This is a genomic window from uncultured Gemmiger sp. (genome assembly GCF_934561205.1).
GTDB lineage: Bacteria > Bacillota > Clostridia > Oscillospirales > Ruminococcaceae > Gemmiger.
This window is the reverse complement of record NZ_CAKTFU010000002.1, coordinates 91911-104454: the sequence shown is the minus strand read 5'-3', so window position 1 is coordinate 104454 and position 12544 is coordinate 91911. Positions and strand designations below refer to the sequence as shown.

General features: G+C 59.7%; 9 protein-coding genes. All 9 read left to right on the top strand.

All coding sequences use genetic code 11. The features are described from left to right. Window positions 1-65 precede the first annotated feature (65 nt). Window positions 66-1088: a phenylalanine--tRNA ligase subunit alpha gene (gene pheS, locus Q0I19_RS01890; RefSeq protein WP_294758512.1), complete on the top strand. Its 1023-nt coding sequence runs from the start codon at window positions 66-68 to the stop codon at window positions 1086-1088. Window positions 1089-1108: 20 nt separating this feature from the next. Continuing rightward, entirely contained in the window at window positions 1109-3532 is a 2424-nt protein-coding gene (gene pheT / locus Q0I19_RS01885) for a phenylalanine--tRNA ligase subunit beta (protein WP_294758514.1), read from the top strand. Between the two features lie 103 nt (window positions 3533-3635). Then, window positions 3636-4304, top strand: coding sequence for a response regulator transcription factor (locus Q0I19_RS01880; RefSeq protein WP_294758516.1), 669 nt, complete (start codon window positions 3636-3638; stop codon window positions 4302-4304). Continuing rightward, window positions 4301-5626, top strand: a complete 1326-nt coding sequence (locus Q0I19_RS01875) for a hypothetical protein (protein ID WP_294758518.1) — start codon at window positions 4301-4303, stop codon at window positions 5624-5626. Before Q0I19_RS01880 ends, Q0I19_RS01875 begins: the two co-directional genes overlap by 4 nt. A gap of 24 nt (window positions 5627-5650) precedes the next feature. Then, complete coding sequence (locus tag Q0I19_RS01870) at window positions 5651-7084, top strand: HAMP domain-containing sensor histidine kinase (RefSeq protein ID WP_294758520.1); 1434 nt, start codon at window positions 5651-5653, stop codon at window positions 7082-7084. After that, window positions 7074-7835: a hypothetical protein gene (locus Q0I19_RS01865; RefSeq protein ID WP_294758522.1), complete on the top strand. Its 762-nt coding sequence runs from the start codon at window positions 7074-7076 to the stop codon at window positions 7833-7835. The genes Q0I19_RS01870 and Q0I19_RS01865 overlap by 11 nt, the downstream gene beginning before the upstream one ends. Beyond that, window positions 7832-9106 carry a hypothetical protein gene (locus Q0I19_RS01860; RefSeq protein ID WP_294758523.1) on the top strand — a complete coding sequence of 425 codons (1275 nt, stop codon included), beginning with the start codon at window positions 7832-7834 and terminating at the stop codon, window positions 9104-9106. Before Q0I19_RS01865 ends, Q0I19_RS01860 begins: the two co-directional genes overlap by 4 nt. Window positions 9107-9125: 19 nt before the next feature. Beyond that, complete coding sequence (locus Q0I19_RS01855; protein ID WP_294758525.1) at window positions 9126-10370, top strand: hypothetical protein; 1245 nt, start codon at window positions 9126-9128, stop codon at window positions 10368-10370. A 273-nt stretch (window positions 10371-10643) separates the two neighbouring features. Then, a complete protein-coding gene (glmS, locus tag Q0I19_RS01850) occupies window positions 10644-12485 on the top strand; it encodes a glutamine--fructose-6-phosphate transaminase (isomerizing) (protein WP_294758526.1) in 1842 nt (613 codons plus the stop codon). Window positions 12486-12544 lie beyond the last annotated feature (59 nt).

Here is a 12544-nt window from a genome sequence, read left to right as displayed (position 1 = left end):
ACAACAGCAGGGACGGGGTCTTTTTTATTTTGCCCTTGCCCCCAACGCAAAAAACGAGGTGTACTATGGAAGAAAAAATCAAGGAACTGCGCGCCGCCATAGAGCAGGCGGGCGCCGCTGTGGCAGACCAAGCCCAGCTTTCGGAATTCTGGCAGAAGTTTTTGAGCAAAAACGGCGAGGTCGCCGGGCTGACCAAGTCCCTGCGCGATGTCCCCAAGGAGGAGCGCCCCGCCGTCGGCAAGACCATCAACGAGTTCAAGCAGTGGGCAGAGGCGCAGTATCAGACCCTGTCCGCGCAGGTCGAGCAGGCTGCGCTGGCAGCCCGCAACGCCGCCGAGACCGTGGATATCACCATGCCCGCCAAGGTGCACCCCAACGGCAGCCTGCACCCCATCACGCTGGTCAAGAATGAGATCATCGATGTTTTTGCCGGTATGGGCTTTGAAATTTACGAGGGTCCCGAAATTGAGGACGACGACCACAACTTCACCCGCCTGAACGTACCCAAAAACCACCCCGCCCGCGATATGCAGGACACCTTCTACGTTGCTGATGACATCGTGCTGCGCACCCAGACCAGCGGCGGTCAGATTCGCGTTATGGACATGGAAAAGCCCCCCATCAAGGTGCTGGTACCCGGTCGTGTTTTCCGTTCCGACTCTGACGCAACGCATTCCCCGATGTTCCACCAGATGGAAGGTCTTGTCGTTGACAAGGGCATCACGCTGTGCGACTTGCAGGGTATGCTGGACAAGTTCGTGCAGGCGCTTTTCGGCTCTGAGGTCAAAACCCGTCTGCGCCCGTCCTACTTCCCGTTTACCGAGCCGAGCGTCGAGGTCGATGTTTCCTGCTTTGAGTGCGGCGGCAAGGGCTGCCCGCTGTGCAAGCATACCGGCTGGATCGAGGTCCTGGGCGCGGGCGTTGTACACCACAGCGTTCTGGAAAACTGCGGCATTGACCCCGAAGTGTATTCCGGCTTTGCCTTCGGCATCGGCATTGAGCGTATCGCCATGCTGAAATACGGCATCAACAACATTGGTCTGATGTTTGAGAACGATATGCGGTTCCTCAAGCAGTTCAAGGGCTAAGAAAGGGGAGGGAATACACCATGAAAGTACCGTTCAGTTGGTTAAAGCAGTATGTAGATATCGACGTCACCGCCCAAGAGCTGGAGGGCAAGCTGTTTGACTGCGGCTTTGAGGTCGAGGAACTTATCGACCTCGGCGGCGAGATCAGCAAGGTCGTTGTCGGCGTTGTCACCGAGTGTGTCCCGCAGGAGGGTACCCACCTGCACATCTGCAAGGTGGATTGCGGCGATTACGGTCACGACATCCAAATTTCCACCGGTGCCTCCAACGTTTACGCCGGTATGCACACTCCCGCCGCGTTGGACGGCTCCACGCTGCCCGGCGGCATTAAAATCAAGGCAAAGCCCCTTATGGGCATCGAGTCCAACGGTATGCTGTGCAGCGGCACCGAGCTGGGCCTGAATGATGACCTGTACCCCGGCGCCGAGGTATACGGTCTGCTGGATCTGCCCAAGGACACCGTACCCGGCACCCCCATTCAGGACGTTGTGGGGCTTAACGACTATATCTTTGATATCTCCATCACCGCCAACCGCGCCGACTGCCAGAGCGTTCTGGGCATTGCGCGTGAGGTTGCCGCCGTGCTGGGCAAGCCGCTGAAGATGCCCGCAACGGACTACACCGTCAGCGAGACCACCGAGCCGCGCCTGTCCATCACTGTGGAGTCCCCTGACCTGTGCCCGCGCTACATCGGCCACTATGTGCACAACATCACCCCCGGCGAGTCCCCGCGCTGGATGCGCCGCCGGTTGGCCCTGTGCGGGCTGCGCAGCATTTCCAACGTTGTGGACATCACCAACTATGTCATGCTGGAGATCGGTCAGCCGATGCACGCCTTTGATATGGACACGCTGGAAAGCTGCCAGATCATCGTGCGCCGCGCCAAGGACGGCGAGAAGATCACCACCCTGGACGAAAAAGAGTTCACCCTGACCCCCAACAACCTTGTCATCTGCGACGGCACCAAGCCCGTGGCGCTGGCCGGTGTTATGGGCGGCCTGAACAGCGAGATCAAGGACGGCACCACCCAGCTGCTGTTTGAAAGCGCCAAGTTCGCCCGCGACAACATCCGCAAGACCGCCCGCGGTCTGGGCCAGAACACCGATGCCTCCAGCCATTACGAAAAGGGCATCTCCGAGTATGCCACCGAACTGGGCATGGCGCGCGCCTTGCACCTGATCCAGGAGCTGGGCTGCGGCGAGGTCACCGCCACCCACTTTGACTGCTCTGCCGGTGCCGCGCGCGAGGGCAAGCATTTCACCGCAAAAATCAGCCGCATCAACAGTATTTTGGGCATCACCGTGCCTACCGATGCGATTCTGGATATCCTGAACCGTCTGCAATTTGAGGTCACCTTGGAGGCCGACGGCGACACCATGCAGGTCATTGCGCCCCGCTGGCGTGAGGACATCGAGGTCGGCGAGCCGGATCTGGCGGAGGAAGTCATCCGCGAATACGGCTACGAGCATATCAAGCCGACCTTCCTGAAAGCGGCGCAGGTCACCACCGGCGGTCTGACCGCCGAGCAGAAGGCGCACGACAAGACCAAGCGCACCATGTGCGCCCAGGGCTTCTATGAAGCGGAAACGCTGGCGTTCTACGCCGACGCCGACCTGGATATGCTGCACATTGCCGCCGACGCGCCCGAGCGCAAGGTCATCCGCATCGTGAACCCCATCTCCTCCAATCTGACCATTATGCGCTCTCTGCTGGCGCCGTCTCTGCTGAATGTCGTTGTGGACAACCTCAAAAAGGGCAACGGCGAGGGCCGCCTGTTTGAGCTGTCCAACATCTACATCCCCAAGCAGCTGCCCATCACCGAGCTGCCCGAGGAGCGTCTGCATCTGGGCTTTGCCGCTTGGGGCGCAGATGAGGATTTCTTCACCGTAAAGGGCGCTGTTGAAGCACTGGGCGAGGCTTTCGGCGCACCGCTGACCGTTGCGCGCTGCACCGACACGCCCTGGCTGCACCCTGGCATTGCCGCTTACATCCTGTGCAAGGGCGAGCGCGTGGGCGTGTTCGGCAAGCTGGCCAACGATGTGACCGGCGAGCTGAAATTGCCCAAGGACAGCCGCTCCAACCAGAACATCTATCTGGGCGAGATCGACTGGGTCGCCTTCCACGCCTTGGTGCCCGCCTCCATCCACTACACCCCGATCCCGGCGCTGGCACCCGTGCAGCGTGACCTTGCCTTGGTCGCGCCTGAAAGCACCGAGTGCGGCACCCTGATCAACGAGATGCAGCGCGCCTGCAAGCAGCTGAGCAAGGTCGAGCTGTTTGACATCTACCGCGGCGAAAAGCTGGGTGCCGGCAAAAAGAGCATGGCGTTCAGCCTGTACTTCCAGCCCACCGACGCGCCCTTTGCCGCCGATGAGGTTGACCGCTTTGTCAAGAAGATTCTGGGCAACCTCAAGTTCAAGCTGGGCATCGAGATCCGCGAGTAATTCTAACCCTTTCTATCCTGCGCTTCGGCGCAGGATTTTTTGTTTTCGGCTACAAAACGGTCACATCCTGCGGTATAATAAAAGAAGAAAGGAAGTGTACCCCGTGAAACCGATTTTAATTGTGGATGACGAGCCGTCCATCACCGCCCTGATACGCCGCGTGCTGACCACCGCCGGGTACACCTGCCAGACGGTCAACGACGGGGCGGCTGCCGCCGATTTGTTGGAGCAAAACCAGTACGACCTTGTTTTGCTGGATATTATGATGCCCGGCGTGGACGGCTATGACCTGCTGCGCTACATACGCCCCACCGGCACGCCCTGTATTTTTATTACCGCCAAGGCGACCGTAGCCGACCGCGTGCAGGGGCTGCACAGCGGCGCAGACGATTACATCATCAAGCCCTTTGCCCCCGCCGAGCTGGTGGCGCGGGTCGAGTGTGTTCTGCGCCGGGCAGGGCGGGGTATGGCGGTGTTTACCGCGTGGGATGTCACGGTGGATACCGCCGCCTGCACCGTAACACAAAACGGTGCCGCCGTGCCGCTGACCCCCAAGGAATACGAGCTGCTGTTGCTGTTGCTGCGCAGCCGTGGCAATGTTTTGTACCGCGACTATTTGTACGACACCATCTGGGGCGAACAGCTTTTGAACGACAACACCCGCACGCTGGATTCCCACATTCGGCGGCTGCGCAAAAAGCTGAACTGGGGCGATAAGATCCGCACCGTACAGCGCACCGGATACTGCCTGAAAAAGGAGGATTTCCGATGAAAAAGCTCTTGTGTATTTTGTCCGCCCTGCTGCTGTGCGCCTGCACGGCGGCTGCACCCGCCGGGAGCGATGCGGCACAGGCTATCCCCACCGCCGAGCCTGCCCCCGCAAGGGAAATGCATCAGCTTTCGATCCCGGCAGGCGGCTCAGTGGGGCAGGGTGGGTACTACCATGTCTACCGCCCCGATGACGCAGACTATGCCCTTGCCGCCGTGATCGACCCCGCCACCGGGCAGGATCGCGTTTTGTGTTCCCGCAGCGGCTGCGCCCACAACGAGGAAACCTGCCCTGCCTTTTTTGGGCGCATCACCGAGGATTCGCCCTATATTTCCGGCGGTCTGTACGCCGATGGGGACAAGCTGTACTGGCTGCGCGTCCCCATGGGCAACCAGATCAGCAACACAAACGATGCCTTTTTGGACGTCAGCGATCTTGACGGCAGCAACCGCCACCGTATCGTGGCGGGCGGCGCCATCCCCCTTTATCTGTCTATCGGCTGTTACGGCAATGACGAAAGCCTGTTCTGCTCCTACCGCTGCGGCAGTTATTTTGCCGTCTACCGCTTTAACGAAAGCGGCGTCAAAGCCATCTATGAGCGCCAAAGCACACAGCAGGTCCTGACCGACATCATCGGTGTCTGGCAGGACAAGCTGCTGCTTTCCTGGCGCGAGGATTACGTCACACCCGATTACCCGCCGGAGGGTTCCTCCGAGGAGCTGTGGTCCGCATGGGATGAAACCTGCCGCACCGCCATGAAGCAGGCACCCCTGCATCTTGCCATGCTGGACGCTGACGGAAATTTTACCGACACCGGGCTTATACTGCCCGCAGAGAGCTGCGAGGTATACCCCGTGCAGGGGGACTCTCTGTATGCGCTGGAGCATTCCGGGCGCCGCTGGCGCTATGACCTTGCCGCCAACACGATGGAGGAGCTGGAACCCCTGCCCGCCATTGAGGGTGATTATTGGGTATACGGGCAGCCCTACGGCGCATGGGTCACAGGCAGCTACTTTACGCCCGGGCAGGACGATTATACCGAATATTGGCTCAACCTTACCGACGGCAGCTATCTGGAACCCCAGCCCACATGGCTGAAGGACGAATGCGTTCCGCGCATTCCCTATACGGTCGCCGCCTTGGGCGACACCCTGCTGATGGAGATCGGCTGCCAATATTACGATACCACCACGACCGGGCAGGACGGACAGCCCTCCACCTTTACCACCAGCCGCTTTATCTACGGGCTGATCCCCGCCGAGGATTTTCTGGCAGGCAGCCAGAACTGGTCCCCGGTAACGCTGCTGGGCAACGACCTGATTTAACCGGAAAGGAGGCGGGATGTCCGTATGAAATTTTCCTCCAAGCTATCCATGGGCAGCATTCTGCTGCTTACGGCAGGGCTGTCCTTCAGCGGGCTGGCGCTGATCGGCTGCAGCTTTGCCGGTTCGCTGCACGGCGCGCGCACCGCCCTGCAGGCACGCCAAACCAAAGAGGTCCACGCGCTGGAACGTCTGATTTTATCGGACACCGGGTACAACGCCCGCGCTGACCGCAACTACCTGCTGGCGACCTACGCCCGCCAATTTGCAGCCTCGGCGCAGGATGACAGCCGCCTTTGCCTTTGGTCGGGCGACAACCTGGCGGTGTACAACGACCTGCCGCTGACCGTCAACACCGCCCTGCAAAAGGAATACGCTGCTGCAGGCGCCGACACATGGCGCATCGTGCCGGACAGCGGGCAGTATTACCTTGTACTCAGCCAGCCCATGAACCTGCCGGGGCAGCGTGCCGATTTGCTGTGCGCTTACGATATCAGCTATCTGTTTGTCACCCGCCTGACCCAGCTGCGCCTTTGGGCGGGCATTACGCTGCTGCTGTTGGCGGCGGGCAGTGCCGCTGCCGTTTGGTTCAGCCGCAAGCTGACTGCGCCGCTTTCGCTGCTGCAAACCGCCAGCGGGCAGATCGCAGCGGGGGACTACACCCGCCGCACGGCGCTTGCCACGGGGGACGAGCTGGCGGCTTTAAGCGCGAGCTTTGACGCTATGGCACAGGCGGTCGAGGACAAAATTGCCGCCATGGACGATACCGTGCAGCGGCAAAAGGATTTTATCGCCGCCTTTACGCACGAGATCAAGACCCCCATGACCGCCATGCTGGGCTACGCCGACCTGATGCGCGCCATGCCCGGCGACACCGAATTGCAGCAGGAATCCGCCGCCTACATCTACCACGAAACCCAGCGTCTGGAGCTGTTGAGCCGCCGCTTGCTGGCGCTGCTGGGTCTGGATGCCGAGGATGCCCTGCAGCCCGAAGCCGTCACCGACGCCGAGCTGTTCGCCCTTGTGCTGCGCAGCCTGCCAAAGGACGCGCAGCCCCTGCCCACTGTGCAAAGCTGCGGCTGCACGGTACAGGTCGATCCCAGCCTATGGAGCGACCTTTTGCGCAATTTGGTGTTAAACGCCCAAAAAGCCTGCCGCGGCAAGCAGGGGAGTGCGGTATTTCTTCGTTGCTGTGTGCAGGACGGGCAGGCAGTGTTCACGGTAACGGACACCGGCTGCGGCATCCCCGCCAAGGATCTGCCCCGCGTGACCGAAGCATTTTATATGGTGGATAAATCCCGTGCGCGCGCCGCCGGGGGCAGCGGCATCGGCTTAGCGCTCTGCGCCCGCATTGCCGCCGCCCATGGCGCGACCCTGCACATCGCAAGCACCGAGGGGCAGGGTACCACCGTGACCGCCGCCGTGCCTGTATATAAGGAGGTGTCCGCCCGTGAAGGCTAAAATCACCGCCTACTGCGCCGCACTGCTGGCGCTGCTTGTGCTGCCCTTTGGGGTGCTTGCCGCGTGGGACAAGCTGCTTTTGGGGCGCGATTTGCCCCAAGCCGTCCCCGCCGACACCTTGAGCGATGCCGGGCGCAGCAATGTGACCGCCTGTACGCTGTACAACTGCGCGCATATCTTCGGCGCACCTGCCGGCGGAGATTACCTGACCGACAGCTGGGCGACAACCGAAGCCGACAGCGCCGACCTTGCGCAGCTTACCTCTTTTTTGACAGACCTACACAAGGCAGGGCTTTTGGACGCTGCGCAGCTTCGCCTTTGCCTGAACGCCGCCAACGCGGGTCCCGATGCCGCGCACAGTCTTACCGCCCCCTGCGGGCTGCGGGGCTATTCCGTGCAGCTTCTCCGCGATGAGCCGTATACACACGACACCCTTCAGTTTTATTATCTGGAAAACGGTTCGCCGCTGTCGCTGCGGTTTTATGCCGCCGACCCGCAGGCGTTCGGCAGCTGCACGCCGGATGATGCCTTTGTGCAGACGCTTTTGCAGGTTCTTGGGCTGGACAGCTTTGCCGACTGGCAGCCTGCCACCTGGCGCGGGCGCACCCCCGCCACCGGTGCGGCGGCATACAGTGCCGAAGCGCAGCTGTATCTTTCGGTGACAGCGCTGGATGGCATCAGCTTTTCGTTGACAAGCCTGACCCCGCAGGATTTTGCGGCACTCTATCAGGAACAGGAGGTTCTTCCATGAAACGTATTTCCATACTGTTAGCGTCCCTGCTGCTTTTGGCGGGATGCACCGCCCCCGCGCAAAGCACGGCATCCGCCCCCGCCGAAACGGCTGCTGCCCAAGCCCCCGCCAGCGCCGGGGACGTGCATATGCTCACAAACCTGTATGACGGCGGGCAGTATCGCGCTCTATCCACACCCTATTACCCGGATTGCGTGCGCAAAATCGACTATGCCGCCGCCACGGCACAAAGTATGTGCCGGATTTCCGGCTGCCAGCACGACAGCGAAAGCTGCCCGGCATACGGCTCTGGCGTTTTTTACCAAGACGGCGATGTTCTTTTGCATTCCTACCGTGTAAATAGTGACGGCAAGCCTGACAGGGAAGTCCTGTCCCGCTACGCACCCGATGCCACGGCAGCACCCCTGTTCACACTCAGCGCACACACAGCAGACTTTGACCTTTCCGACGGCTGTCTTGCCGCCGATGACCAATATTACTATTTTGTGGCTTCCACCACGCTCGTCGGAACCAGTCCTATATGTGAAAGCAGCCCGGCACAAATTCCCGATGCAGCGCCCGGCGAGCCTGTTACCGGGGAAGGGGATTTCCTTTTCCGCGCCGACAAATCCACCGGGGAACTGACGAATTTAGCTGACCTTGGCAGCGTTTTGGAAGATACAAGCTACTGGTATTTGGCAACGGCAGGGGAACAGAAGCTGTATTTTTACGGAACTGCTATAAACGATGTTTTTCCCCTCGTTTCCTGCTATGACCTTGCGTCGCAGGAATACACCCTGCTGCCCGAATATTCCGACAAGAATGGTTTCTTTGCAGACGGCTATTATCTCAAGCCCGACACCTTGCAGGGTACGCTGACCGCCATCGACCCGATAACCGGGCAAAGCACCTTGTTGACCGATGCCTTCCCCACCGGGGAGGATCTCACCTACACCGTCAAGTCGTTTTGCGACGGCTGGGTCCTCAGCTATGATTTCTATGACGGTGAAAATCGTGTCGAACATCAGTTTTTCCGCACGCCGGACGGCACCCTGACCGAGCTGCCCCAGCAGATGTACTGCGATGCGCGCGGCAGCCAGCCCGTTCACATCTGGGACATCCAAAACGGCATGGTTTTTCTTCAGTACGACTACCGTTCCGATAGCTACCCCGGTTTTGATTATGACGGCAACCCCTGTATGTGGGAAAATATCAGCGATGTCTGCGGTATCATCCCCCTGCAGGAGCTGCTTGCCGGAAGCCAGAATTACCGCGAGCTGACCTATGACTGACCTTTGTCGGGAGGGTTCTATGAAACGTATTCCCATACTGTTAGCGTCCCTGCTGCTTTTGGCGGGCTGCACCGCCCCCGCGCAAAGCACGGCATCCGCCCCCGCCGAAACGGCTGCTGCCCAAGCCCCCGCCGCGGACGTCGGGGACGTGCATATGCTTACAAACCGCTATGACGGCGGGCAATACACAACGTGTATCGAGCCATCGGGGTCGTATTGTGTAAGCAAAATCGACTATGCCACTGCCACAGCGCACAGTATGTGCCAAATTCCCGGCTGCCAGCACACCACGTCCGACTGCCCCGTAGTATCCGCCGGGCATCTCTTAGTGGACGGCGACACCTTGTGGTACCCCTATATCGTCCACAGCGATTCCGAGTATGCCTACGCCCTGGCCGCCTACATCGATGGCGTAACACCCCCGGCACACCCCTTGTTTGCCGTGACCCACTACCAGACAGACTTTGTCTATTCCGTCAATGTGCTTGCCGCCGACGAGGAATTTCTCTATTTTGTCGGCAATTCCGGCTACGCCTTCGGCGGTTCCGGTCCCAACGGCGCAGAGGCGTATCTTTTCTCGGCAGAAAAATCCACCGGGCTGCTGGCACAGCGCCTCAGGCTGGACACTCTGCCACCCGGTCAAAACGCTTACTGGACGCTCTCGGCAGCAGATGGGCGCAGCCTGTATTTGGGGTACAACCTTTCCTCCGACAACACCTCCGGCGTTTACCGCTATGATCTGGACACGCGGCAATGCAGCCCGCTGCCACAGTTTGCCCAAAACGCAGATGCCCTTGGCGCAACGCTGTGCAACACGCAGGTCGTATATGACCCGCAGCAGGGCAGCATCACGGCCGTCGACCTTGTCAGCGGGCAGAGCACCTTGCTGACTGATGCATTTCCCACCGGAGACGAGTATACCTACTCGGCTGCATCGTTCCGCGACGGTTGGGTGCTGTCCCATTCCCTCTGGGACGAGCAGGATGCTGTCACGCATCAGTTTTTCCGCGCGCCGGACGGCACCCTGACCGAGCTGCCCCAGCAGATGTACTGCGATGCGCGCGGTACAACGCCTGTGAGTATTCTGGATATCCAAAATGGGTTGGTATTTTTGCAGTACGCCTACGACACCGTGTCGGTTTCCTCCTACGATTACGAGGGCAACCCCTACACCTACGACACCTACTTACCCGTTTACGGTATCATCCCCTTGCAGGAGCTGCTGGCAGGCAGCCAAAATTACCGCGAACTGACCTTTGATTGACCCAAAACTTAATTTTCTTTTGCATGTAACGGCAGGCACAAACTTCTTTGAACTTTGTACTTGCCGTTTTTTACTTTTTGTGCTATAATTCTTATGCGCGTTGACTTAATGGTATTTCTTATGGTGTAAGAAAACGGAAAAAGAGAATGCGCGGCGGACGGCCGTTGCCCTTGACGGCCGTCCGTTTTTTATTCAGCTGTACGGCATACTGTACAGTTTTGCTGATAAATGGATATATTGGGATAGGATCGTATTGCCAGAGGAGGGTTTCTTATGTGTGGAATTGTAGGCTTTACCGGTGCAGCACAGGCTGCCCCCATTCTGTTGGACGGACTGGAAAAACTGGAATACCGCGGCTATGATTCTGCCGGTCTTGCCGTGCAGAACGCCGCCGGAAAAATCGAGGTCGTCAAGGCAAAAGGCCGCCTGAAGGTCCTCAGCGAAATGACAGACGGCGGCCGCGCCGTGCCGGGCAACTGCGGCATCGGCCATACCCGCTGGGCCACCCATGGCGAACCCAGCGTGGTAAATGCGCACCCGCATTATTCCCGCGACCAGAAAATTGCCGTCGTGCACAACGGCATCATTGAAAACTACCAGCAAATCAAAGAGCGCCTGACGAACAAGGGCTTTACCTTTGTCTCGCAGACCGATACCGAGGTCGTGGCCCAGCTGCTGGACTACTACTATACGGGGGATTCCGCCGGTGATGCACTGGACGCCATCAGCCGCATGATGATGCATGTGCGCGGCTCCTACGCGCTGGGTATCCTGTTTGCCGATCAGCCCGGTGTCATCTATGCCGTGCGCAAGGACAGCCCGCTGATCGTCGGCCGCTGCGAGGACGGTGCCATCATCGCCTCCGATGTTCCCGCGCTGCTCAAATACACCCGCAATGTCTACTATATCGACAATTTGCAGATCGCCCGCCTCAGCGCCGAGGAAATTGAGTTTTTCAACATCGACAAGGAACCTGTCACCTGCGAGATGTCCACCGTGGAATGGGACGCCGAGGCTGCCGAAAAGGGCGGCTACGAGCATTTCATGATGAAGGAAATTCACGAGCAGCCCGCCGCCGTGCGTGACACGCTTTCGCCCCGCCTGAAGGACGGCAAAATCGATTTGTCCGAGCTTTCTCTCGGCGAGGACGACCTGCGCGCCGTGCGCCGCATCTACATCATCGGCTGCGGCTCTGCCTACCATGTGGGCATGGCAGCGCGCTATGTGTTTGAAAGTCTGGCCCGTCTGCCGGTCGAGGTGGACGTTGCCAGCGAGTTCCGCTACCGTGACCCCGTGCTGGAGCCGGACGCTCTGGCCCTGATCATCAGCCAAAGCGGCGAGACCGCCGACACCCTGGCCGCCCTGCGCCTTTGCAAGGAACGCGGTGTGCGCACCGTGGGCATTGTCAATGTGGTCGGCTCCAGCATTGCGCGCGAGGCCGACGCCACCCTGTACACCTGGGCCGGGCCGGAAATCGCCGTTGCCACCACCAAAGCCTACAGCACCCAGCTGGCCGCCTGCTACCTGCTGGCCACCGAGTTTGCCCGCGTGCGCGGGACCCTGGCCGACGGCCAGTACGAGCATCTTGTCGCGGAGCTGGAGGCCCTGCCCGACAAAATTGCCAAAACGCTGTCCGACAAGGAGCGTATCCAGTGGTTTGCCAGCAAGTACGCCAGCGCCAAGGACGCCTTCTTCATCGGCCGCGGGCTGGACTATGCCGTGGCACTGGAGGGCAGCCTGAAATTTAAGGAGATCAGCTATATCCACTCGGAGGCTTTCGCCGCCGGTGAAATGAAGCACGGCCCCATCTCCCTGATTGAAAAGGGGACACTGGTCGTCGGCGTGTTGACCCAGCCCGATTTGTTTGAAAAGAGCGTTTCCAACATGGTGGAGGCCAAGAGCCGCGGCGCGTTCCTGATGGGGCTTACCACCTACGGCAATTACAGCATCGAGGACAACGCCGGCTTCACCGTCTATGTGCCCAAGACCGACCCCCATTTTGCCACCAGCCTGTCGGTCATTCCGCTGCAGCTGCTGGCCTACTACGTCAGCTGCGCCAAGGGTCTGGATGTTGATAAGCCCCGCAACCTGGCAAAGAGTGTCACGGTCGAATAATAGAATTTGTGGTATTTACCAAAATTAACCGCTGATTTTTAGGCATTATTTGCTCCGTT

Excerpts from the sequence above, each read along its gene's own strand:
- pheS (WP_294758512.1), top strand. The coding sequence starts at position 66 with ATGGAAGAAAAAATCAAGGAACTGCGCGCCGCCATAGAGCAGGCGGGC.
- pheT (WP_294758514.1), top strand. The coding sequence starts at position 1,109 with ATGAAAGTACCGTTCAGTTGGTTAAAGCAGTATGTAGATATCGACGTC.
- Q0I19_RS01875 (WP_294758518.1), top strand. The coding sequence starts at position 4,301 with ATGAAAAAGCTCTTGTGTATTTTGTCCGCCCTGCTGCTGTGCGCCTGC.
- Q0I19_RS01870 (WP_294758520.1), top strand. The coding sequence starts at position 5,651 with ATGAAATTTTCCTCCAAGCTATCCATGGGCAGCATTCTGCTGCTTACG.
- Q0I19_RS01860 (WP_294758523.1), top strand. The coding sequence starts at position 7,832 with ATGAAACGTATTTCCATACTGTTAGCGTCCCTGCTGCTTTTGGCGGGA.
- Q0I19_RS01855 (WP_294758525.1), top strand. The coding sequence starts at position 9,126 with ATGAAACGTATTCCCATACTGTTAGCGTCCCTGCTGCTTTTGGCGGGC.
- glmS (WP_294758526.1), top strand. The coding sequence starts at position 10,644 with ATGTGTGGAATTGTAGGCTTTACCGGTGCAGCACAGGCTGCCCCCATT.